General features: G+C 53.7%; 17 protein-coding genes. 16 read left to right on the top strand and 1 reads right to left on the bottom strand.

Annotated elements, in window-relative coordinates; all coding sequences use genetic code 11:
* Nucleotides 1-742: 742 nt before the first annotated feature.
* The 12 genes from rsmG to guaB all read left to right on the top strand — a co-directional run bounded on the left by rsmG (nt 743) and on the right by guaB (nt 13,281).
* Nucleotides 743-1,471, top strand: coding sequence for a 16S rRNA (guanine(527)-N(7))-methyltransferase RsmG (rsmG, locus tag FD30_RS06945; RefSeq protein WP_056944433.1), 729 nt, complete (start codon nt 743-745; stop codon nt 1,469-1,471).
* A gap of 20 nt (nt 1,472-1,491) precedes the next feature.
* The gene (noc, locus tag FD30_RS06950) at nt 1,492-2,325 is read left to right on the top strand and encodes a nucleoid occlusion protein (RefSeq protein ID WP_056944434.1); all 834 of its coding nucleotides are present in this window, start codon (nt 1,492-1,494) and stop codon (nt 2,323-2,325) included.
* Between the two features lie 14 nt (nt 2,326-2,339).
* Entirely contained in the window at nt 2,340-3,107 is a 768-nt protein-coding gene (locus FD30_RS06955) for a ParA family protein (protein ID WP_024747233.1), read from the top strand.
* Nucleotides 3,097-3,981 (top strand): ParB/RepB/Spo0J family partition protein, encoded by an 885-nt coding sequence (locus FD30_RS06960; protein WP_056944435.1) that lies wholly within the window; start codon nt 3,097-3,099, stop codon nt 3,979-3,981. Before FD30_RS06955 ends, FD30_RS06960 begins: the two co-directional genes overlap by 11 nt.
* A gap of 36 nt (nt 3,982-4,017) precedes the next feature.
* On the top strand, nt 4,018-4,227 hold the full coding sequence (locus tag FD30_RS06965) for a DUF951 domain-containing protein (protein WP_024747235.1): 210 nt from the start codon (nt 4,018-4,020) through the stop codon (nt 4,225-4,227).
* Nucleotides 4,228-4,232: 5 nt separating this feature from the next.
* On the top strand, nt 4,233-5,333 hold the full coding sequence (gene ychF, locus FD30_RS06970; protein WP_024747236.1) for a redox-regulated ATPase YchF: 1,101 nt from the start codon (nt 4,233-4,235) through the stop codon (nt 5,331-5,333).
* 14 nt (nt 5,334-5,347) lie between these two features.
* Entirely contained in the window at nt 5,348-6,073 is a 726-nt protein-coding gene (locus FD30_RS06975; protein ID WP_056944436.1) for a DUF1129 domain-containing protein, read from the top strand.
* A gap of 336 nt (nt 6,074-6,409) precedes the next feature.
* Nucleotides 6,410-6,952 carry a hypothetical protein gene (locus FD30_RS06980; RefSeq protein ID WP_056944437.1) on the top strand — a complete coding sequence of 181 codons (543 nt, stop codon included), beginning with the start codon at nt 6,410-6,412 and terminating at the stop codon, nt 6,950-6,952.
* A 196-nt stretch (nt 6,953-7,148) separates the two neighbouring features.
* Nucleotides 7,149-7,583 (top strand): hypothetical protein, encoded by a 435-nt coding sequence (locus tag FD30_RS06985; protein ID WP_056944438.1) that lies wholly within the window; start codon nt 7,149-7,151, stop codon nt 7,581-7,583.
* A gap of 271 nt (nt 7,584-7,854) precedes the next feature.
* On the top strand, nt 7,855-9,525 hold the full coding sequence (locus tag FD30_RS06990; protein WP_225426520.1) for a teichoic acid glycosyl transferase: 1,671 nt from the start codon (nt 7,855-7,857) through the stop codon (nt 9,523-9,525).
* 18 nt (nt 9,526-9,543) lie between these two features.
* Nucleotides 9,544-11,277: a 6-pyruvoyl-tetrahydropterin synthase-related protein gene (locus tag FD30_RS06995; RefSeq protein ID WP_056944439.1), complete on the top strand. Its 1,734-nt coding sequence runs from the start codon at nt 9,544-9,546 to the stop codon at nt 11,275-11,277.
* An 864-nt stretch (nt 11,278-12,141) separates the two neighbouring features.
* Nucleotides 12,142-13,281 (top strand): IMP dehydrogenase, encoded by a 1,140-nt coding sequence (gene guaB, locus FD30_RS07000; RefSeq protein ID WP_056944440.1) that lies wholly within the window; start codon nt 12,142-12,144, stop codon nt 13,279-13,281.
* A gap of 157 nt (nt 13,282-13,438) precedes the next feature.
* On the opposite strand, the gene FD30_RS07005 is transcribed toward guaB, so the two are convergent.
* Nucleotides 13,439-14,005: a matrixin family metalloprotease gene (locus tag FD30_RS07005; protein WP_056944441.1), complete on the bottom strand. Its 567-nt coding sequence runs from the start codon at nt 14,003-14,005 to the stop codon at nt 13,439-13,441.
* A gap of 1,172 nt (nt 14,006-15,177) precedes the next feature.
* Between FD30_RS07005 and croR the strand changes: the two genes are divergently transcribed.
* From croR to FD30_RS07030, 4 genes are all read left to right on the top strand, one after another.
* Nucleotides 15,178-15,867, top strand: coding sequence for a response regulator transcription factor CroR (gene croR, locus FD30_RS07015; protein ID WP_024747244.1), 690 nt, complete (start codon nt 15,178-15,180; stop codon nt 15,865-15,867).
* A 10-nt stretch (nt 15,868-15,877) separates the two neighbouring features.
* Complete coding sequence (locus tag FD30_RS07020; RefSeq protein WP_056944443.1) at nt 15,878-17,056, top strand: sensor histidine kinase; 1,179 nt, start codon at nt 15,878-15,880, stop codon at nt 17,054-17,056.
* Between the two features lie 79 nt (nt 17,057-17,135).
* Nucleotides 17,136-18,461, top strand: a complete 1,326-nt coding sequence (locus tag FD30_RS07025; protein ID WP_056944444.1) for a D-alanyl-D-alanine carboxypeptidase family protein — start codon at nt 17,136-17,138, stop codon at nt 18,459-18,461.
* A gap of 413 nt (nt 18,462-18,874) precedes the next feature.
* Nucleotides 18,875-21,994, top strand: a complete 3,120-nt coding sequence (locus FD30_RS07030; RefSeq protein ID WP_225426501.1) for a YhgE/Pip domain-containing protein — start codon at nt 18,875-18,877, stop codon at nt 21,992-21,994.
* Nucleotides 21,995-22,235: the final 241 nt, after the last annotated feature.

Below are 22,235 nucleotides of genomic sequence, written 5' to 3' on the forward strand. Positions count from 1 at the left end.
GTTACGTCCGAGAATTATATTATTTCATCTGTCAACTTGACAGGGACTAGTACAACCAAAGCAGTTTTACAGAGCTTTTTGAGTGGCAGTGGCATATTTATTTGGCGCTGTAGATTGAACAGAGGTCCTTGGACTATTAGGGCCGGTTTTAAAGCAAAGCCAGGGTGATTGCATATCATCGATTTGAAGTTGCCTGATTATTTAGTTTTGACAATCCCACACGTTGATATTTTCACTTTCAAGTGTTAGGGAACACTGTTTTGGGTACACTCAATTTAGCCGTGAGGTTGGGCCTGAAGAGGCTCAGTGGTGTCGTTTGGGTTAGTCAGCGTTTTTCAGCTGGCTTACCCAAAGGCCGAGCTTGAAGACCTGGGGCTTTCAGGGCTCCAAGTCGTGCCCACCACGCTCCAGCCTCTTCAGGCCCAACCGGTAAGGCGGGTGATTGCCACTACCCCTTTGACTAAACGTAAGAAAGATTTCTGCCGGGCTTTTTGAGCGGAAAGTAAACCACGGCGACGGCTGGGCGGCCTAGACTTAGAGGTGAACCGTGGTTGAATCCGCAGGTGGCCAATTTCCCGCACTCGGCCGTTTCATGTCGCGCCAGTTTTCGGTATAATAGGAAACGACGTCGATGCACCGGGTCAGCCTATCTGTCCGGTTGCGTTTCGACTATAAGTACGGTAAAGTAGACTCAGACGTGAAACAATTGTGTTTCACAGGAAATCAAATGGGAGAATGAACAATGAATCCAGAAGCCTTCAAGGCCGCGCTGGCTGAACAGGGAATCGACTTAACGCCGACCCAGATGCAGCAGTTTGCGACGTATTATGAATTTTTGGTGGCGACGAACGAACACGTCAACCTCACCACGATTACCGAAGAGTCCGAGGTCTATCTGAAACACTTCTACGACTCATTGACGCCCGCCTTCTATCTGCCAGCGTTGCGGGACCAACCGCTGACGCTGTGCGATGTGGGGGCCGGGGCCGGGTTCCCGTCGTTGCCCTTAAAGATCGCCTTTCCGCAGCTACAGGTCACCATCGTGGATTCGCTGAACAAGCGCATCACGTTTTTGAATGAGCTGGCGGCGAAGCTGGACCTGACCGGTGTGGCCTTTTACCATGCCCGGGCCGAGGAGTTCGGGGGCAAGCGGGCCCCACACCGGGAAGCCTTTGACCTGGTCACGGCGCGGGCCGTGGCGCGGATGTCCGTGTTGAGCGAGCTCTGTCTGCCACTGACCAAGGTCGGGGGCCAGTTCGTGGCGTTGAAGGCCGCGAAGACCGCCGATGAGTTGGCAGTCAGTCAGCAAGCCATTACGACGCTGGGCGGCAAGCTCAGTGCCGACCACGACTTTACGTTGCCGGTCTCGAACGACCCGCGGCACATCGTGGTCATCGATAAGCTTAAGCAGACGCCTAAGCGTTATCCACGCAAGGCCGGCACACCCAACCGGGAGCCGTTAGAAAACTAATGGGATGGGGGTAAGTTAAGTTGCCATTTTCATTATTTGGGAATAATCGGGATAAGGCGCAACGCTCAGCCCATCCCGTGAAGCAAAACGTGGTGATGATTCCGGTCGCGCAGATTATTGCGAACCGGTTCCAGCCCCGTCAGCGGTTCGACGCCACGGCGATCACCCAACTGGCCCAGACGATTGACGAGCACGGGTTGTTACAACCCATCGTGTTGCGGCAGTACCAACCGGACCATTACGAGATCATCGCCGGGGAGCGGCGTTTTCGGGCCGTATCCCAGTTAAAATGGGCGGAGGTTCCCGCCATTGTCGAAGACTTCGACGATGACGAGACGGCGTCAATGGCGCTGATTGAGAACCTCCAACGCGAGGAACTGACCGCGGTCGAAGAAGCCACGGCCTACCGGCAATTGATGGACCTGAACCATCTGACCCAGGCCCAATTGGCAACGGGCATCGGGAAGAGTCAGGGGTTCGTAGCCAATAAGTTGCGCCTGTTGAAGCTGACCAAGCCGGTCCAAGACGCCATTTTGAACCGGCAGATCAGCGAGCGTCACGGTCGGGCCTTACTAGCTTTATCCGACGCCCAGCAGGTCACGATTCTGCACCAGGTGATCGACCGGCAGCTGACGGTCAAGGAGACTGAAGCCTTGATCAAGGCGCAGAAGGTCGAACCCAAGCACCGCCGGAAGATCAGTCGGCAGGGCGTCAACGGCGACACCCGCGTGGCGGTCAACACGATTCGCCAGTCGGTCAAGATGGTGACCGATGCGGGCTTGCCGCTAACCACGAAAGAAGAAGAGACGGCGGACCATTACCGCATCATCATTGACATTCCAAAAGAAAGCTAGAGGTGGAACGAAGTATGGGCTATATCATCGCATTAGCCAATCAAAAAGGGGGCGTCGGTAAGACGACCACCGGCGTGAACCTGGGCGCGGCGTTAGCCAGTATGGGGAAGCAGATCCTGCTTGTCGATACGGATGCGCAAGGGAACGCGACCAGTGGGGTCGGCATTCAGAAGGCCTCCATTGAGCGGGAAATTTATGACGTACTGGTCAACGAAATTCCAATTCAGGATGCCATCTTGCATACCGAACATCCCGGATTAGACATCGTTCCGGCAACCATTCAGCTTTCGGGGGCCGAAATCGAACTGACCCCCATGATGGCTCGGGAGACCCGGTTGAAGGCCGCCCTAGACGAGGTCCGCGACCAGTACGATTACATCTTGATCGACTGTCCGCCATCGTTAGGCCTGTTGACCATCAACGCGTTCACCGCAGCGGATTCCATCCTGATTCCGGTGCAGAGTGAGTACTACGCGCTGGAAGGGTTGACCCAACTGTTGAACACGGTCAAGCTGGTCCAGAAGCACTTCAACCGCGACCTGAAAATTGAAGGGGTCCTCTTGACCCTCTACGATGCCCGGACCAACCTGGGCAAGCAGGTCAACGAAGAAGTGAAGAAGTATTTCAGAAACAAGGTCTACGCCACGATCATTCCGCGGAATGTGCAGTTGGCAGAAGCCCCAAGTCATGGGATGCCGATTATTGATTACGCGCCGAAGTCCAAGGGCGCTGTCGTGTACACTGAACTCGCAAAGGAAGTGCTAGCTGCCCATGGCAAGTAAGAAAGAGAAAAGTTTGGGGCGTGGAATCGACGCGCTGTTCGCTGAAAACGGAGTCGATACGGGTGAAGAGACGGTGGTCGATTTGACCCTGGCCAACATCCGCCCGAACCCCTACCAGCCCCGCCAAAAGTTTGATCAGAAGGGCCTTGCTGATTTAGCAGCCTCCATTAAAAAGACCGGAGTGTTCCAACCCATCATCGTCCGGCAGCCCAATAAGCAGGTCGAACGCTACGAGATTCTAGCAGGCGAACGGCGTTACCGGGCATCCAAGCTCGCGGAGAAGACCACGATTCCGGCCATCGTCCGCGACGTGACCGAAGAACAGATGATGGAAATCGCCGTGCTGGAGAACTTGCAACGCGAGGACCTGACCCCGCTGGAAGAAGCCGAAGCTTACGATACGTTGATGACTAAGCTGACCCTGACCCAAGCGCAGGTCTCCGAACGACTGGGTAAGAGTCGGCCCTACATCGCCAACTACCTGCGTCTGTTGGGCCTGCCGAAAGTGGTCAAGGACATGCTACAGCACAATCAGTTGTCGATGGGCCAAGCGCGGACGTTGCTGTCCTTGAAGGATAAGACCAAGTTGGTCGCGTTGGCCAAGAAGGCCGTCTCCGAGGGGATGACCGTCCGGGCACTGGAAGCTGAGGTGGGCAAGCTGAACGGCGCGGCCAAGAAGTTGGCCAAGAAGCCCGCCAAGAAGAAGTCCCCGTTCCTCCGGTCAACGGAAAACCAGTTGCAGGAACGGTTCGGAACGCAGGTCTCCATCAATCAGAGTACCCATGACGACCACCAAGGCCGTATCGAGATCGAGTACCTGTCGACCGATGATTTGAACCGCATTTTAAGTTTGTTAGATATCCACTCGGATTAACCGGGTGGTGGGACCCAAAGTACTGGAGGGATAACCATGTACGACTTAGGCGATGTGGTGGAAATGAAGAAGCCCCATCCATGTGGGGCGAACCGCTGGGAGATCACCCGGATGGGTGCGGACATCAAGATCAAGTGTACCAATTGCGGGCACGTGGTCATGCTATCCCGGCGAGAATTTGAGAAGAAACTAAAGAAGGTACTGGTCCGCAAGGCCGATGCCGAAAATTCAGAAAAGAGTGAATAAGCTTTATGTCATTAACTGCAGGAATCGTTGGGTTGCCCAACGTGGGGAAGTCAACGTTATTTAACGCGATTACCAATGCCGGGGCCGAAATGGCCAACTACCCGTTCGCGACGATCGATCCGAACGTGGGGATGGTGGAAGTTCCTGACAAGCGGCTGGACCGGATTCAAGAACTGATCCCCGCCAAGAAGGTCGTGCCGACGACCTTTGAATTTACCGATATCGCCGGGATCGTGAAGGGTGCCAGCAAGGGTGAAGGACTGGGGAACCAGTTCTTGGAAAACATCCGGCAAGTCGACGCCATCGTGCACGTGGTTCGGGCTTTCGATGACGACAACATCACCCACGTGTCCGGGAAGATCGACCCCATCGAAGATATCGAAACCATTAACTTGGAACTGGGCTTGGCCGACCTGGACGCCGTGAACAAGCGGTTAGCCAAGGTGGAACGCGCTGCCAAGGGGAGCGACAAGGAAGCCAAGGCAGAACTGGCCGTCTTACAAAAGATCAAGCCAGTCCTGGAAGCCGGTGGCGCAGTGCGTTCACTGGACTTCGACGAAGAGGAACAAAAGATCGTGAAGGGCCTGTTCCTGCTGACCAGCAAGCCGGTCTTGTACGTCGCGAACATTGCGGAAGATGACATGGCCGACCCCGAACACTCCAAGTACTTCAAGAGCATCCAGGACTACGCCGCCAAGGAAGGCGCCGAAGCCATTGGGGTCGCTGCGGAAGCCGAAGAAGAGATCGCCGAACTTGACGATGACGAAAAGGCGGACTTCTTGGAGGCCGAAGGGGTCGAAGAACCTGGTTTGAACCGGTTGATTCGGGCATCCTACCACCTGTTAGGGCTGGAAACGTTCTTCACGGCTGGCGGTAAGGAAACGCGGGCTTGGACTTACAAGACCGGGACCAAGGCACCACAAGCTGCCGGGATTATTCACTCCGACTTCGAACGCGGATTCATCCGGGCCGAAGTAATGGCGTTTGACGATTTGGACAAGTACAAGACAGAAGCGGCCGTTAAGGAAGCCGGCAAGTTACGGGTCGAAGGTAAGGATTACGTGATGCAAGACGGTGACATTGTCGAATTCCGCTTCAACGTTTAGAAGGGATCAAGTTTATGAGTACAGAAAATAAGCAACCCCGGAACGCTGGGGTGCGGCAAAATCGTAATTCCGTCGCCGTTAACGAACGGTCGGCGTTTGATAACCTAGGCCTGACCAAGCGGAACGCCGAATACATGTACCGCTTCAACAAGGCCTTAGAGAGCACCAAGTTGGCGCCCGAGAAGAAGGCGGCGGCCGTGCAAGCCATGGTCGACGAACTGGTCGAGGGTCAGAAGTCCGGGAAGACGGCTAAGAACCTCTACGGTAGCATCGAAGACCGCGTGAAGTTCGTGGTTGACGGTCCGCAGAAGGAAGTCGCGACGTTCGGGGCGCCCAACTACTGGCCGAACATGATCTACAACGCGTTGACGTTCTTCATGATCTTCAACCTGATGTTCGGGATCATGTACCTCTTCTCACCGAAGCTGATGCAGACCAGCAGTCCCGTCGGAATCACGGCGATCTTGATCAGTGCACTGGTCGCTGGGTTTATTCTGCCCATCATGCCGCGGCTGTTTGATCCTAAGGTCAAGCACAAGTACAACGGTTGGATTCGGGTGACCCTGGTGGTTCTAGGCTTCTTAGTCTGGATGGCCTTCTTCTACCTGGCCCAACTCTTACCACGAGTGGTCAACCCAGTTCTGATGCCATGGCCAAGTATTATCGTGGGCTTATTGTCCATGGCCGGCATGTTCTGGATGCGGCGGCGCTACCCGATTCGTGGGGGCTTCTTCGGTTAAACTTAAGATGGTTTCAAGTCAGCGGTCGTTCCCCCAGGGGGATGGCCGCTTTTTGTTGCTCATACAGGTGAATCGGGGGCTTAGGGGATGACCAGCCTAGGGATTTGGCGGCCAAATGGTCACCCGGCAAAGTTAGCTGACCGTCGGATTTGCCGGTGAGCCGTACCGGCGCGGACGCTTACGTACAGACGGCTTTTCGTGAAAACGGTGGTCGTCTAAATTTTCGTAAAATCAAGTTGTGAAACCCATTCTTGACACGGCCAGCGGGCGCTCTATGATGGGGGCAGATAGCCAGTTCAGACTACCTAAAATTTTAGTCGGTAGGGGGGAGTTTGCATGTTGCGTCTCTTAAAATATGCGTCGGCGATTTTGGCGGCCTTAGCTCTCGGGGGAGCTGCCGCAACTACGGTATCCGGTAACGCCAGTGACACGGAGAACGCGGACAGCAGCTTGGTCTCCAGTAGTCCGTACGCATCCAGAAACTTGCCAACGGATTACACGGATAATGGCGCGGTCAGCAGCAGTAGCAGTGTTGCCAGCAGTTCTTCGAGCGCTGTCAGTTCTACGTCTTCCAGCAAGCCAACTGCTAAGCCGGAGAAGGTCGTTCCCAGTGCTAAGAAGCTGCGGGGCCGGGCACATTACCGGAAGTACAGTCGGTTGATTCGGTTCCAGAAGGGTCGTCGTGGGGATTTCGTGACATTACGGGATCGTCACGGTCGCTTTGTGGCCAGCTTTAAGATTCGTCACAACGGCAAGTTCGATGTCCGTTTGAGTCGGCACCAGGCTTACTTGTTGAGTCATGACGGCGGCTACTTCAAGTTCACGGTTCAAAAGAAGGGTTACCGGGCTTACACGATCCACTACAAGATCTACGCATGACCTGATCATGCGTCAAATAGGTGAAAAAAACGTACCTGCGGGTGCGCTTTTTTTCGGCTTGCGTCTAGGACGTCTAGCCCCACCCTTGGCGGGGATGGTGCTATACTTTGAACGGTGAAATCATTCCGGCAAAGCTTAATCACCAGTCTTTACGGGTTAATGATACATACAGTTTGCCGGGCGAATGGAGTAGACGATGAACGCAAAAATCATGGTGGCCAGTGTGGTCGCAATTCTGGGGCTAGGGGCGACCGTTCCCGGCATCTCAGCCTTAGAGCCGGTTCCGGTGCAGGCCAAAGCTAAGACCCGGACGATTCCCAAGAAGTGGCGGGGAACTTGGCACTCTAAGGCGGGTTACTATTACCAGACCAAGCACGTGAAGAAAAACATGAACGAGCCCAAGATGAAGGCGACGATTCGTGCCAAGACCGTCACTTGGAAGTGGGTCGGCTATCGGCCGAAGGGCTTCGACAAGAAGACCCACGTGATGCGGTTAGGCAAGAAGATGGGGCCGCAGTATTACAGATTGCGGGGCCAAGTTCCGTATGGTATCTTGTCTTATCTGGCGTATGATAATGCACACCACATGCTGATTCTATATAAGGGGACCCATACTGACCTCTACCGGTAACCCCGTTCAAAACTTTTCAGGCTCCGAGGAAGTTGCATCGTTGCGGATGCGACTTCCCCGGAGCCTTTTCTGGTGGTCGCCTTTCCGCGGCGTGACCGTTAAGCGCCGGTTCGATCATACTGGATTGGCCTTGGTTAGGCCATTTTCCAATCAAGTTTCAGTCACCGATAAAAGTTTGAAAGCCAGGAAGCCTGCTCCCTATAATGCAGGTGACTGGGCTGGTAGAGCCGCGGTGTGTGGGGCCCTGACCAGTCGGGATTTTAGAAATCAGGTGAGTCCTATCTTAGTAAAGTTGAAGCACTGGCTTCACCAGCGAGACACCCAGTATTTGGCGTTCTACGCGCTGGTCGGAACCTTTATCATGGCCATCTGTACCTACACGTCACCGGTCTTTTATTTTGATTATTCGCCCGATAATAACGCGTTCTTTAGCGTCGGGAAGGCCATGATGCATGGCAAAGTCCTCTACAAACAGATTTTCGAACAAAAGGGGCCGTACATTTATTTAATCCATGGTCTAGCCTATTTAGTGGACCATCGGAGTTTCGTGTTGATCTACGTCTTCGAAGCGTTGACGTTAATCGCAGCGATGTTTCTGACCCACCGGATCGCCAAGCTGGTCTTGAAGAACCACTTACAGGCGCTGCTGGTGGGCTTGCTGTCGCCCGCCCTGTTCCTGTATCACCCGTATTACGATTACGGCGACACCGCCGAGTTCTACGTGATTCCACTGATTCTGTCGTTGATCTACCTGATCTTGATGCTCAAGGCACGGCGCTTCAACGTCAGTCACTGGTGGTTCTTCGCTCAGGGGGCCTTCGTGGGGATCGAGTTTCTCTCGAAGTACACGTTACTGGGGTCCTGGATCGTCTTCTACCTGTTCGTGGGCGTCTACCTGTTACGGCACCGGGACTGGCGGCACCTGGGCCAGTTAGTAGGTTGGAGTGGCGCCGGTTTTCTGGTGACCACGGTCCCTTGGCTGGCTTACTTTGCCCTTAACCACGCTATGGGCGCCTTCTTCTACGTCTACTTCTTCTTCAATACGCACGTCTACCTGACGTCGTCCGTCTCGTTCGTGTCGAATCTGATTCAGTCGACCAGCTTGTTGTCCCAGTTCTTCTTATCCAGCGTACCGTTCTTCGTATTGGGTCTGGTTGGGACCTTGGCGTTGACGTTTCGAAGCGACATCTTACCGGACGCCTTCACCAAGCTGCTGTACCTCTTGACGTTTCTGGGCAGTGATATCTTGGCCCTCTACGGCTACAGCAGTGGCAACGTCTTCCAGTACTACCAACTGGCCTACTTTCCGTTCTTCGTCCTGCCGTTCATCTACTTCTGCAAGTTCATTTTCGACCGGCAAACCATCAAGAGCGACAACGACACTCTAGTGATTCTGACCACCATGATGGCCAGCCTCTTCCTGGTCTTAGGGGTCAACAACAACTTCACCAGTTCGCGCCTGTTTCCCAACAACGCGTCGGTGACCACGCTGACCACTAAGGTTCCCCAGGAGCCCGCGCAGACGGAATTTGGCCGGATCATGCGGGCCAACAGCTCGGGGAAGAACCTGACCTTGTTGAACTACGGGTCAATCGACATGGGGTTCTACACGGCGTCGGGCGCGGTGCCTAACCTGTATTACTTCCAGAACTACAACATTCCGACCAAGAGTGACCCCACGATTCTAAACTCGCAGCTGCAGGCGATTCGCCAGAAGAAAGTTGAGTGGGTGGTCTTCAACACGCCGGAAGGCAAGGCACCGACCAATTGGCGCGGCGTCTCGTACCATCCGGGGCAGATCACGGGCGGTAACCTGAATCCGGGCACGGCCCGAATGGCACCAGTGTTGTACCGCAATTACCGGTACGTCACCAAGCACACCCAGAGTTTTGAGAGTGTCAACGTGACCTACTGGCTGTTCCAGCGGAAGTCCGCTGAGTAAGGAAAGGGGCGTTGTGCTATGCGGACAACAATTAAGAAAATTTTGAAACAGTATGGTTGGCAGCTCGAACTCCTCTTGTTCCTGGTGCTCAGCCTGTTATGGGTCCTCCCTTGGGCCACGTCGGGTAAGCTTTATACCGGTGACGACCTGGGCTTTCACCTGAACCGGATTCAGGGCTTGGCTCAGCAATTGAAGTTGGGGGGCCACTGGTGGCAGATCCCGGCCGTCTCCACCACCGCGTTCAGTCAATGGGGGTATCCCATCAACCTGTTCTATCCAGCCGTGACCCTGTTACCAGCGGCGTGGCTGCAAGCCCTGGTTCCGGGATTGGGCGGGTACTACCTCTACCTGATTCTCCTGACCTTGGCAACGTTGGTCATCGCTGCGGCGGTCGCCCATAAGCTATTGGGGAACCGGGCCTTGGGAATCTTGGCCGCGGTTCTTTACACCTTTGCCCAGTACCGCTTTCTGGACTTCTTTGTCCGGGGCGCTCTGGCGGAAGGCGTGGTCTTCGCCTTTCTGCCTATCGTCTTCTACGGCGTCTACTGCTTGGCCTACGGGGACGACCGCCAGTGGTACTGGCTAGCCGTGGGGATGGCGTTGGTTGCGCTGACTCACGTGGTTTCCTTGCTCCTCTGTGCGGTGGGGGTGGTCCTGATGGCCAGTCTCTGGTTCCTCCGGCGAGAAGGCTTAGCGCGGCGAGCGGTTCACTTGGGCTACGCCGCTGGGTTCGCCATTTTCTTGGCGGCGACTTTTCTAGCGCCATTAGCGGAACAATTAAAAACCATGGGTAAACTGGGGGTGCAACAGTACACGCTGATCACCAGCGCAACGGAACCCGGCGAACTGCTCCGAAATTCGCTGGATAACGCCTTGTCATCGTCCCAGATCAACTTCGGGATTATCTTCATCCTGTTGACGGTCCTCGCGTTAGTGGTTTGGCGCAAGTTGTTGCCGTTAGACCGGTATTGCCTGATCATCGCGTGGGTCTTCATCTTCCTGGCAACCAAGCTCTTTCCTTGGCAACTCTTCCAGAACTTACTGGGCGCCATCCAATTTCCTTGGCGTTTCCTGGCGCTGGCGTGCTTCCCGTTGGCGCTGGTGGGTGCTCGAGCCATCAGCATGGCCTGTCGCATGGTCACGGTGCCCCGGCAGTTCCTGGTCGTGGGAATCGCTACGGTAGCCGTGGTGGGGTTGTCTTTGAGCCTAAACAACCAGCTCTACCAGCAGACTACGAGTGCGAACACCAAAATCGTCACGGCGGCGACCTATCCGGCGGTTGCGAGTGGGGACATCACCACGGACTACGTCTCCCAGAAGGGGCAGGTCTCCATGGCGGCGGTCCGGACGCATTCGATTCCGGTGATGAACACCCAGACCAACGGCCAGCAATTGGCGGACCTGCAACAACAGGGTCGGCAGACCGTGGCTAACGGCTTCATCTACCAGATTACCAGTGAAGTCCCGCAGACCATTAAGCTCCCGCAGATCTTCTATCCGGGCTACCACGTCACGGTCAACGGCCGAACCCAGCGGCCGTCCCTGGACGCTAACGGCGTGGTGCACGTCAAGGTTCCCGTGGGGCGCAGTACCATTAGCTACCGTTACCAGCGGACGTTGGTTCAACGGTTAGCCGCCCAGTTGTCGCTCTGGAGTTGGCTGTTCCTACTGGCGACCCCACTCTGGCGCCGCTATGGCAGCGGCCTGCAGATGCGCTTTCGGGCGTACTGGCAGGCGCACCGGGCCAAGTAGGTAGTCGTCATTTTCCGCCTTACCGGGCGGCCAGACAGGGCTGGAACGCCGTGGGCACCACTTCGAGCCAAAGAGCGGTCTCGAAGCTGGGCCTTTTCCTAGGCGAGCTGAAAACGCTCACCAAGGAAAATTTCACGGCTGAGCCCTGTCTGACCGCCCTCTCGGCTCACACTGGCCGTTGATGGCAATCAAACATCATGTTTAAGCTGGCCATCATGGGCGCAGTCCCAGTCGACGGAATAACTCTCGATAATCTACTGACTGTAGATTAAAGCTAACCGTTGTGCAGCCTGAAGTGATTCCCGTTGTCCCTAGAACTCTGCCAATTGGTTGTTCCCTCGAGGATAGTGGTGTGCCGGATAAAGCCGTTACCATAACACGAGCGAACTTTCTGGTTTAGCAATGGTCGCAATCCGTCTCATTAGCCGATGGTTGCCAGTAACTTTAGGGTTAAATTACCCGTCAGTTGATAGCCCGGAGGTGAGCAGGGGCTCAGCTAGCGAAATGATGGTTAGTCAGCGTTTTGTGCTGGCTTACCATCAGGCCGAGTTTTGAAATTCGCGGGTTTTGCGAAGTTCAAAATCGTGCCCGCAAGCGTTCCAGCCCCTGAGCACCGGAGGGCGGCCAGTTTTATCCCAAGTATGCTGGTTCTAACTCTGTCTGGCCAACCGGCAAGGCGGAACCCCCCTCAACGTGAAAACTTAGGGGTCAATTCGTTGAATTTGGGGTGGTTTCCGGGAGTTAACCTAAAAGTTCAATGAGAAACCTTGACCTGTCAACGTTTGGCTGGTACATTAGAAAACAATATCTCCCAGGATTTCCTAACCGAGCCTGAGACTAATACACAGAGGAGCGATTAACGTTATGTCTAGTTGGGACACGAAGTTTGCTAAAGAAGGAATCACATTTGATGATGTACTATTAATTCCCGCAGAAAGTCACGTATTACCGGATGAAGTTGACCTGAGTGTACAATTAGCACCGAACTTGAAGTTAAACGTTCCTTTCTTAAGTGCGTCGATGGATACGGTCACGGAAACTGAGATGGCTAAGACCATGGCCCAAAACGGGGGCCTGGGGGTCATCCACAAGAACATGACCACGGATAAGCAAGCCAGCATGGTCGCTGCCGTGAAGGCAATCGAAAATGATGCGACTAAGTTCCCTAACGCCGCCGTAGACGCGAACAATCATTTGTTAGTTGCCGCTGCGGTTGGGGTAACGTCGGACACCTCCGAACGGGCCCACGCCTTATTAGACGCCGGTGCCGACGCCATCATTATCGACACGGCCCACGGCCACTCCGCTGGGGTCTTGCGGAAAGTCGCTCAGATTCGCGAAGAGTTGCCAGACGCTACGTTGATTGCGGGGAACGTAGCCACTGGTGAAGGGACCCGGGCCTTGTTTGAAGCCGGAGTCGACGTCGTTAAAGTTGGAATCGGCCCAGGTTCTATCTGCACCACGCGGGTCGTAGCCGGTGTCGGGGTACCGCAATTGACGGCCGTTTACGATGCCGCTGCGGTCGCTCGTGAATTTGGCAAACCCATCATCGCCGATGGTGGGATGAAGTACTCCGGGGACATCGTCAAAGCGATTGCTGCTGGTGGGAACGCTGTGATGTTCGGCTCCATGTTCGCTGGGACCGATGAAGCCCCTGGTGACATCATTGAAGATGGCGGTAAGAAGTACAAGTCTTACCGGGGCATGGGTAGTCTGGCTGCGATGGAAAAGGGGTCGAAGGACCGCTACTTCCAAGGCAGTGTCAACGAAGCCAACAAGTTGGTTCCTGAAGGCATCGAAGCCCGGGTAGCTTACAAGGGCAGCGTCAACGATATCATCTTCCAGATGATTGGTGGCCTACGTTCCGGGATGGGCTACACGGGGAGTGCCAACATCCAAGCACTGATCGATAACGCCCAATTCGTGCGGATCAGTAATGCTGGGTTGCGGGAATCCCACCCACATGACGTTCAAATCACCAAAGCAGCTCCTAACTACAAGTAAGCATCAGATTAACTGGTAATCAAGAGACGCCTTCCGCGTATGGAAGGCGTCTCTTTTTGCAACTTAGTTGAACGCACAAAAAAGCACCGAGCCCTGGGATAGGGGCTCGGTGCTTGGTTTTTAGATGTTATTCGGAATTTGTTTAACAAGTGATGGATTAGTCGTTGTAGGCGTTTTGTAAAGCAGCCTTGTCTTGGGAATCAATCGTAGCGTACCGTTCGGAGGCGTACATGACGCTGCTTTCGGACTTGGAGTGGCTCAGGCCTAAGGCGTGGCCAATTTCGTGGGTCGCAACGTTAGCGCGTTGCTTCTTGGTGTAGTTGTACTTGGTCAACAACTTCTTGTTTAAAGTGGACTTGGCGGAAACGATTTCGTTGTCGCCACTCTTTTGGTAGTAGGAGTAGTTGGTGTAACCGGCTAAGTCGGAACCTTGAGACTTCAAGGACTTGGAAGAAGTTAAGGTGATGTCAGCTTTTTGGCTACTCTTGGCTGGGACTAATTCGACAACGTCTTGCTTGTTCCAGTTCTTAACGGCTTGCTTCCAGATGCTTTGGTAGTACTTGGAGTTCACGTCGCACTTGTAAGTGATGGTCGTGGACTTCCAGCTCCCCCAAGAAGGCGTCTTGGCTAAGGAAGCGGCTTTGATGGATCCGGTGAAACCCGTTAACGTTAAGGCAACCGTGGCAGCGACAATCGCGATGTTTTTGATCAACTTGTTAAACATAATTTATATCCCACTTTCTGTAAAATCCCGAATGTTTCTTTTTTCGTTATTGCTTATCCCTTTGAACACCATTAGTATGCCTTGAAAGTGACCGGCTGTGGTGCAACATATTTGAAGGTATGGACAATTTTAAGGGGACAGTTTTTCGCTTGTGGGTATAAACGACTTTTTTGACCCCGAAAACGGCCGAAAAATGGGACAGAATGGCGTTTCTGGATAGAGGTGAAAAGTCGATTGTGTATGATACATTCGCCTGACGGAAATGATTCATAGTGATAATAGCTGGGTCGAAGTAGCGAATTATAAATTGAACGGTCGATAAATCAAACTTGAAAATAGGATGAAAGTGTCACGAACGTTAACCCCTTGTTTGAATTTAAAGTACGTATTCGTTCAGGGGCGTAGTCGTTTAGGGGTATCGCGGTTAAGTGAAAAAGGCGCTAATATAGGACGTGATTTTGAGGTGGGGAGCGAAAAAACGGCCGGAAAATGCGTACACGGGAGGAGTTAGGAATTCCTAAAATGGGGGAGTCAGGTGACGGAGTTCGGCGATCGTCAATGGTGGGCTGGGACAGAAAATTGAGTGAAAATTTGTTAGGCCGGGCTACCGAGTTGGCGCAAATGGCGACTGGGTGCAAGCGGAAAAATGGGTTCGGAAAAAGGAACTCGGTCGGTGGCGAAAAAAGTGCCCGGGCCGATATGGTCGAGGGGTTAGTTAAATCGCGGAATAAAAAGCTCAGATGGTCGACGATTTTTTCACAAGCCGGGTGCTTAAAGTTGGTAATCAGGCGATTAATCAAGCCTAAGCTTGCTCAAAAAACGGTCACAATCCGGCTGGTCTAACCAATTTTGACAAAGTGCCACCTTTTGGCGATGGCCTTAAAATGAAACCTTTTTCAAACCTGAGGGGGTGTTTTGGCCCCCGGGACGGTTCGTCGACTGAACCGCGCAGTGGGGTGAAGGTTCAGCTGGGTTAAGTGGGAGGCGTGACCGGAAGCCCACGGTAGCGACGACCTGCGGATTAGTGTAAAATTAAGAACTGTTAAAGGGCCTTACGCCCAGTTAAAGGTTGGGGCGCAAGCCAATCGGACCAAGAGATTCTTTGGTAGAATAGGCTTAAACGCCGAGAACAATCACTCGGGCTAATGATCGCTGCGAAGGAGAAACTCACTATGAAAATTTTAGTTGTCGACGACGATAAAGAAATCGCACAATTACTCGAAATCTACATTAAAAACGAAGGGTACGAACCCCTGACTGCGTACAACGGGAAGGAAGCCCTGACCAAGCTCCACACCACGCCGGATATTGCGTTAATGATTCTGGACGTGATGATGCCCGAAATGAGCGGCATCGAAGTCATCAAGGAAGTCCGTAAAGACTCCCAGATTCCAATCCTGATCCTGTCGGCCAAGACGGGCGACATGGATAAGATCCAAGGGTTGATCACTGGGGCGGACGACTACGTGACTAAGCCGTTCAACCCGCTAGAAGTCATGGCGCGAGTCAAGTCCTTATTGCGGCGGAGCCAAGATCAAGTGACCGATGATAGTCCGGACATCTTGGACATTGGTACGCTGACCATCAACAAGGACTCACACGAAGTCAAGACCATTACTGGCAAGACCGTCTCCTTGACGGCGCTGGAGTTCGGAATCTTGTACTTGCTGGCGAGTCACCCCAACCGGGTCTTCTCGGCGGACGAAATCTTCGAACGGGTCTGGCGTCAAGAGAGTATCGTGTCGGCCAAGACCGTCATGGTCCACGTGAGTCACTTGCGCGATAAGATTGAAGAAGCCACGAACGGCGAGAAGGTCATTCAGACGGTCTGGGGCGTGGGGTACAAGATTGAATCCCACTAGCCCGACCAGCATGAAGCTGACCACCCGGGAGAAAAGCGCCTTATTTATGGAAGGCGTGGTCACGGTGATCCTGCTCCTCATGCTGAACTTGGCCCTGTTGGTGTTGATCGTTCAGGCAATCGAGAGCAATCCCGGACTCCGCGATGGGATCTTCATCATTAAACGCTCCGTGGTGTTAGGTCCCCACCACTATCAATTGTGGAGTTGGGAGAATCTCTTCATTAGTCTGATGATGGTCGCCGACGCAATGGTGGTCTGGTGGCGCCTGATTCGCCGCTACCGGCAGATGCAACTGCACCACATCATTGAGGAACTGCATTACATTGCCAACGGTCACTTCGACCACCGAATTCCGTTTCGTATCAGCGGGGACGTGCAACGGGTCGTGGACTCGGTCAACGCCCTGGTCGACTCGGTCATCCACTCGATGGATGAAGAACGAGCCATTGAGAAGTCGAAGGATGAGCTGATCACCAACGTCAGCCACGATATCCGGACGCCGTTGACCTCGATCATCGGGTACCTGGGCTTGATTGAAGACCAGCAGTACCATTCACAAGACGACCTGCTCAAGTACACCCACACGGCCTTTTTGAAGTCGAAACAGATGAAGTCGTTGGTCGACGACCTCTTCGAGTACACCAAGGTGCGGCAGACCGACACGCCGTTGAGTCTGACCAGAATCGACCTAGGGGCCATGCTGGAACAATTGGCGGCCAGCTTCGAACTGGAAGCCCAGAAGAAGGGGATGGCCATCAGTGCCACCGACGATTCGGCCGACCCACTGATGATGGAAGCCGACCCCGAGAAGCTGGTCCGGGTCTTCAACAACCTGGTCGCCAACGCCCTGAAGTACGGGGATGGCGGGAAGCAGATTACCCTGGCGGCCCAGCGTGTGAGTCCCGGTGAGTTAGAGGTCCGGGTCTCAAACGACGGGCCCAAGATTCCCAAGGCCTCGTTGGCGTTGATCTTCGAACGGTTCTACCGGGTCGAAGAGTCGCGCTCCAAGGAGACCGGGGGGACGGGGCTAGGATTGGCCATTGCCCAGAGTATCGTTGCGTTACACGGCGGATACATCTACGTGGAATCGGACGATACGCTGACTAGTTTCGTGATTCATCTGCCCGTTCAGCACGACCACCCGTTGACCGTGCCCCAACGCTTGAAGACGGGCAGTGTACCGAACTGAAAACTGTTGAATAATTGAAGCATTAACCATACCGCGGGCTTCGGCCGGCGATTACATAAGACAGGAGAATTGAATTTCTATGAAACGTTTGCGTAAATTTGTTGTCGGGCTGGTCGCAGCCTTGATGGTCACTACCGGAACCCTAGGCGGGAGCTTGACGTTGCCGACGGTAGCCCATGCGGCCACCACCAGCACCACCCAGACGGTGAATCTGAAGGCCAAGGCCGGAATCGCCGTTGACGCCAAGACGGGGCAGATTTTGTACGAAAAGAACGGGAGTCAAGCCTTACCGGTGGCTTCCATGACCAAGTTGCTCTCCATCTACCTAGTCTTAGATGCCATCCATAACGGGAAGCTGAAGTGGGACCAAAAGATCACCATCAGCAAGCCCATCGCTAAGATTGCCAAGAACACCAACCTCTCGAACGTGCCGCTGCGTGAAGGCCACAGCTACACGGTCAAGGCCCTCTATCAGGCCTCGTTGATCTACTCCGCTAACGGGGCGATTGAAGCCTTAGGGAGTGCCGTTGCGGGGTCACCGCACGCCTTTGTGACCCAGATGCGGGCGCAAGCTAAGAAGCTGGGGATGACCAACGCGAAGATCTATAACGCGTGTGGTTTGACCAATAAGCAGGTGGGCGACCTGGGGTATGCGAACTTATCCGGGAAGACGGAGAATGCCTGGTCCGCGGAAGACCAAGCCAAGCTATCCGTGGCCCTGTTGACCAAGTACCCCGAAGTCCTGCAGACCACTAAGATTACCAAGATGTGGTTCCAGAAGGGCACCCAAGACGCCACTAAGATGGAGAACTGGAACTGGATGCTCAAAGGCTTGTCCGCCTCCTATTCGAAGCTCCACGTGGATGGCTTGAAGACGGGGACGTCGGATGCTGCCGGGGCGAACTTTACCGGGACTTCCGACCATGGCGGTAACCGGATCATTACGGTGGTCTTACACGCCGCGCACAAGTCCGAGACCGACCCATCGCGGTTCCAACAGACCCAAAAGATGATGTCGTACGTCTACAACAACTTCAAGACGGTGACCTACCAGGCAGGTAGCCAAGTGGCCGGCGCCAAGACGGTCACCACGCACGACGCCAAGGAAAAGACGGCCAAGACGGCTTTGGCGAAGGACCTGAAGCTGTGGATTCGTAACGACCAGGTCGCTAGCAACGCAACGGCTAAGGTTCAACTGAAAAAGAGCTTGAGCCAAAAGGGTGCGCTGGAGGCACCGGTGAAGCAGAACCAACAGATCGGGACGGCCAACGTTTCCCTGAAGGGCGACCAATTGGGCTTCCTGGGGAACACTAAGACGGTCAAGGTGCCGTTAAAGACCACACAAGCTGTGGAAAAGGCTAACGTCTTCGTGCGGCTCTGGCGGTCAATCGTTGCCTTATTCTAATGTTTAAAAGTTGTCATCGAAATGGTGACCATCGGCGAGTAGCTGGTGGTCACCATTTTTTTGCGACTAAAGTTGAAAAATCGGCGGTCACTTGATTAGTATCAAGTTTAAGTTGGCCTCCGGATGGTACGCTATCAGCAGTCCTTAAATCAGAAGCCGCCTTTAGAGGGAGTAGAAGACCCTTATTCCTGGATAAGTCCATCCGCCGGAAAAAGAATTTAGGAATTTATAACGGGCTAAATTAGGCGGTTAATCATTGATATGACGGCAACTTTCCAAACTGAAAGATTGTCGATGGCCTGTTGTATTTTTGACAAGTCAAGTATTATTGTGCGAGAATATTTTCTAATATTAGCCGAGTATGTGCTTTTTTAAGGATATTTTGAGGATAAAGGGAGTTGGAAGTTTTGAACATGGTAAAAGGCGAATGGAACTACATTCGTCATAATCGGTTGATTTTAATCTCCGTGTTGGCGATTATGTTTATTCCGTTCCTCTACAGCATCTTCTTTCTACGGTCGGTTTGGGACCCTTACGGCGAGACCAGCGAATTGCCGGTCGCCGTGGTCAACCAAGATAAGGCAGTGACTTATCAAGGGAAGACCTTAAACGTGGGGAACCAGACGATTAAGAATTTGAAGAAAAATGACCAGTTAGGCTGGCATTTTGTCTCCGCAAACCAAGCGGCACAAGGATTGAAGGACCACAAGTACTACACGGTCATCACGATTCCTGAGAACTTTTCGAAGAACGCCGCGACGGCACTGGACAGTCATCCCAAGAAGATGACGTTCACCTACAAGACCAACGCTTCCGCGAACTACATCGCGAAAGTCATGAGTGATGTTGGAGCGGACAAGCTGAAGAGCGAGATCAGTGCGAAGGTCACCAAGGCCTACGCTCAAGCCACTTTCGACCAGATCTATAAGGTCGGTAAGGGGACGAACAAGGCCGCCAAGGGGTCGACCCAGTTGAAGGAGGGGACCGTGACCTTGACCGACGGCTTGAACACCTACACCACGGGTGTTAAGACCTTGAACAACGGATTACAACAGATGAAGACTTCCGTGACGCCACTTGCCACGGGGATTCAGAAGTTATCGACCGGGGCGGACACGTTGAAGTCCGGCTTAGGGCAATACACCGCTGCCGTGGGCCAATACACGTCCGGTGTTGGTCAGTATACCAGTGGGGTGAACCAGTTTACGGCTGGGGTCAGTCAATTGGGGGCAGGGATGCCTAAATTAATGGCTGGTGCTAACCAGTTAGATTCTGGTGCTCAGAGTTTGAATAAGGGTGTCTACCAATACGTTGATGGTGTTTATACACTGAATACCGGTGTCAAGCGGTTAGGTAACGGGGTAGGACCTTTAGCTGACGGCGTTTCCAAGCTTTATTCTGGAAGTACATCATTGAGTTCAGGACTGTCAGAGTTGAGCAACAACTCCAGCAGCTTGACGAATGGTGCTTCGACCTTAGCCAACGGGGCCAGTCAGGTCAGTCAAGGGGTATCTGCTTTACAGAGCCAATTGGATAGTATGATGGGCGGTAGCACGATGACCGATATTGCCCAAGTGCAATCCATGATCAACGACATCAATACGTTGAATGCTAACGGTCAGTTGACGCAACTGAAGGATACGCTGACGCCAGCGTTGACCCAGTTAGTGGCTGCTGAACGGCAAATGAACCAAGCTATGGCAGCTGAAAAGAGCGCTGCAGCGAAGGTTCAGAGCGCAGCAACGGGGAGTTCCACAAGTACGACTACGACGACCAACTCGGCTGATAAGAATGCCGCGGCTGAGACGAAGAGCGCGATTGCGGCAGCCCAAGCCAATGTCTCGAAGGCAAGCAGCGCTTCTGATGATAGTGCTAAGGACGCAGCGTTGAGTGCTGCTCAGTCGGCTTTGAAGCAGGCTGAAAGTCAAAATGCCAAGATTAGTGGGCAAGCGACCCAGTCAACTAAGGCAACGGATTCGGGTGTTAGCGCCGCTGCGGCAGAGTTACTGCAAGCACAAAAGAGCGTGGTTGCCGCGGGCAATAACCTGAGCGTTATGACCGGTGTTGTATCGACCATTACCCAAAACGGGGGGATCGATGCAACCACGGCGAATGCACTGTCAAACTTGGCTAGTGCAACCCAAGGCAGCAAGCTTAACGAGTTATCCGGAAAGCTGAATCAGCTCGGCAGTCTGTCCGCTAAAACGGCAGACCTGCAGAGACTGGTCAAGGGTGCCAACGACTTGAGTGATGGTGCCACAACGTTGAATGAGGGGATGACGAAGTATGCCTCCGGTGTCGATGCTGCTTTGGCTGGTTCCAAGCAACTCAACACAGGCTTAGGCTCATTAAACGCTCAAATTCCAACGTTGAAGAACGGAATTACTCAGATTATGAACGGGACTGCGAAGTTAGCTTCTAACGGTGCAGCGCTGAAGTCTGGCTCCAGTCAATTAGCCAACGGTACGGGTACCCTGACGAACGGGTTACAGACGGCTGCTGCTGGTGTGAATAAGTTGAACGCTAATACGGGTAAGTTATCCGCTGCCGGTAACAAACTCAACAGTGCCTCTGGTCAACTCAACAGTGCTTCCGGTCAATTGACCAGTGGGGCCGGCCAGTTGAGCAGTGGGTTACAGACCTTGAACAGCAAGGTACCAACCTTGACCAGTGGGGTCAACCAATTAGCCGACGGTTCCGCTAAGCTGGATGCGAATAGCAACAAGCTGATGCAGGGAACCAACAAGTTGAAGGACGGGAGTGGCCAATTGGCAAGCTCCTTGAAGGCTGGTGCCGACCAGATCAACAGTCAACCGTTGACTGACCGGACGGCCGCCATGTTCGCCGCCCCAACTAAGCTGAAGCACGAAAACTACAGTTACGTGCCGAACTACGGGCACGCCTTAGCACCTTACGTGTTATCCGTGGCCTTGTACGTGGGGGCGTTGGTCTTCAACTTTGCCTTCCCAATCCGGAAGGTCTCCATGGCCGGGGGCTCCGTTGCCGGCTGGTACTGGAGTAAGTTGTCCATCGGGGCCGTTGAAGCCTTTGCGATGGCTGTGATCGAACCGTCACTGATGATGCTGGGCGGGTTGACCGTGACGCATCCTCTGCAACTGATCATCTTGTCGATTGCGTTCTCGGAAGCATCGATGTTCATTGTGATGTTCCTGTCGATGCTCTTAGACAACCCAGGTCGGTTTATCGCGATGGTCCTGTTGATGCTGCAGTTAGGGGGTTCCGGTGGGACCTTCCCAATGGAAGTCACCAACCACTTCTACAACGTCGTGCACCCATTCTTGCCGATGACCTACTCGATTCTCGGGTTCCGGCAAGCCATTACCGATGGGATGGGTAGTGGCGTTGAGTGGCAAGCCGTTGGGGTTTTAGCCCTCTTCGCCTTCATCAGCATGGCATTACTTTACCCAACCATGCGGTGGTTACAGAAGAAGCATCTGATGGGTGAGTCCCAATTAGATGACAACCAAAAATTACAAGCCGTGGAAGATCCGACCAGCAAGCGTCATTCCTAAACGGTAAAGGAATCGGTCCTCAGGAGGGTAACCTCTTGGGGGCCGATTTTTGTGGTTATCACGCGATTTCCGGCCGGATAGCGAGTAGCCGGGGAATTAGTCTAGCGTTGGGCGAGAAACGCTGTCAGTCGTTGTGACGGGGGATGGTTGCGATTGAAAGGGGCCGGCTGAACCGGGGAAAGGTGAACCGGAATTTTAGACCGGATTCGTCAGGTAAAGAAATGGTGAAAAGCCCTCAAAA

Source organism: Levilactobacillus namurensis DSM 19117 (assembly GCF_001434785.1).
GTDB lineage: Bacteria > Bacillota > Bacilli > Lactobacillales > Lactobacillaceae > Levilactobacillus > Levilactobacillus namurensis.

Coding starts and splice junctions, on each gene's coding strand:
- FD30_RS07030 (WP_225426501.1), top strand. CDS start 18,875: ATGGTAAAAGGCGAATGGAACTACATTCGTCATAATCGGTTGATTTTA.
- FD30_RS07020 (WP_056944443.1), top strand. CDS start 15,878: ATGAAGCTGACCACCCGGGAGAAAAGCGCCTTATTTATGGAAGGCGTG.
- FD30_RS06985 (WP_056944438.1), top strand. CDS start 7,149: ATGAACGCAAAAATCATGGTGGCCAGTGTGGTCGCAATTCTGGGGCTA.
- croR (WP_024747244.1), top strand. CDS start 15,178: ATGAAAATTTTAGTTGTCGACGACGATAAAGAAATCGCACAATTACTC.
- FD30_RS06955 (WP_024747233.1), top strand. CDS start 2,340: ATGGGCTATATCATCGCATTAGCCAATCAAAAAGGGGGCGTCGGTAAG.
- FD30_RS06980 (WP_056944437.1), top strand. CDS start 6,410: ATGTTGCGTCTCTTAAAATATGCGTCGGCGATTTTGGCGGCCTTAGCT.
- FD30_RS06965 (WP_024747235.1), top strand. CDS start 4,018: ATGTACGACTTAGGCGATGTGGTGGAAATGAAGAAGCCCCATCCATGT.
- ychF (WP_024747236.1), top strand. CDS start 4,233: ATGTCATTAACTGCAGGAATCGTTGGGTTGCCCAACGTGGGGAAGTCA.
- guaB (WP_056944440.1), top strand. CDS start 12,142: ATGTCTAGTTGGGACACGAAGTTTGCTAAAGAAGGAATCACATTTGAT.
- FD30_RS06995 (WP_056944439.1), top strand. CDS start 9,544: ATGCGGACAACAATTAAGAAAATTTTGAAACAGTATGGTTGGCAGCTC.
- FD30_RS06960 (WP_056944435.1), top strand. CDS start 3,097: ATGGCAAGTAAGAAAGAGAAAAGTTTGGGGCGTGGAATCGACGCGCTG.
- FD30_RS07005 (WP_056944441.1), bottom strand. CDS start 14,005: ATGTTTAACAAGTTGATCAAAAACATCGCGATTGTCGCTGCCACGGTT.
- FD30_RS06975 (WP_056944436.1), top strand. CDS start 5,348: ATGAGTACAGAAAATAAGCAACCCCGGAACGCTGGGGTGCGGCAAAAT.
- rsmG (WP_056944433.1), top strand. CDS start 743: ATGAATCCAGAAGCCTTCAAGGCCGCGCTGGCTGAACAGGGAATCGAC.
- FD30_RS07025 (WP_056944444.1), top strand. CDS start 17,136: ATGAAACGTTTGCGTAAATTTGTTGTCGGGCTGGTCGCAGCCTTGATG.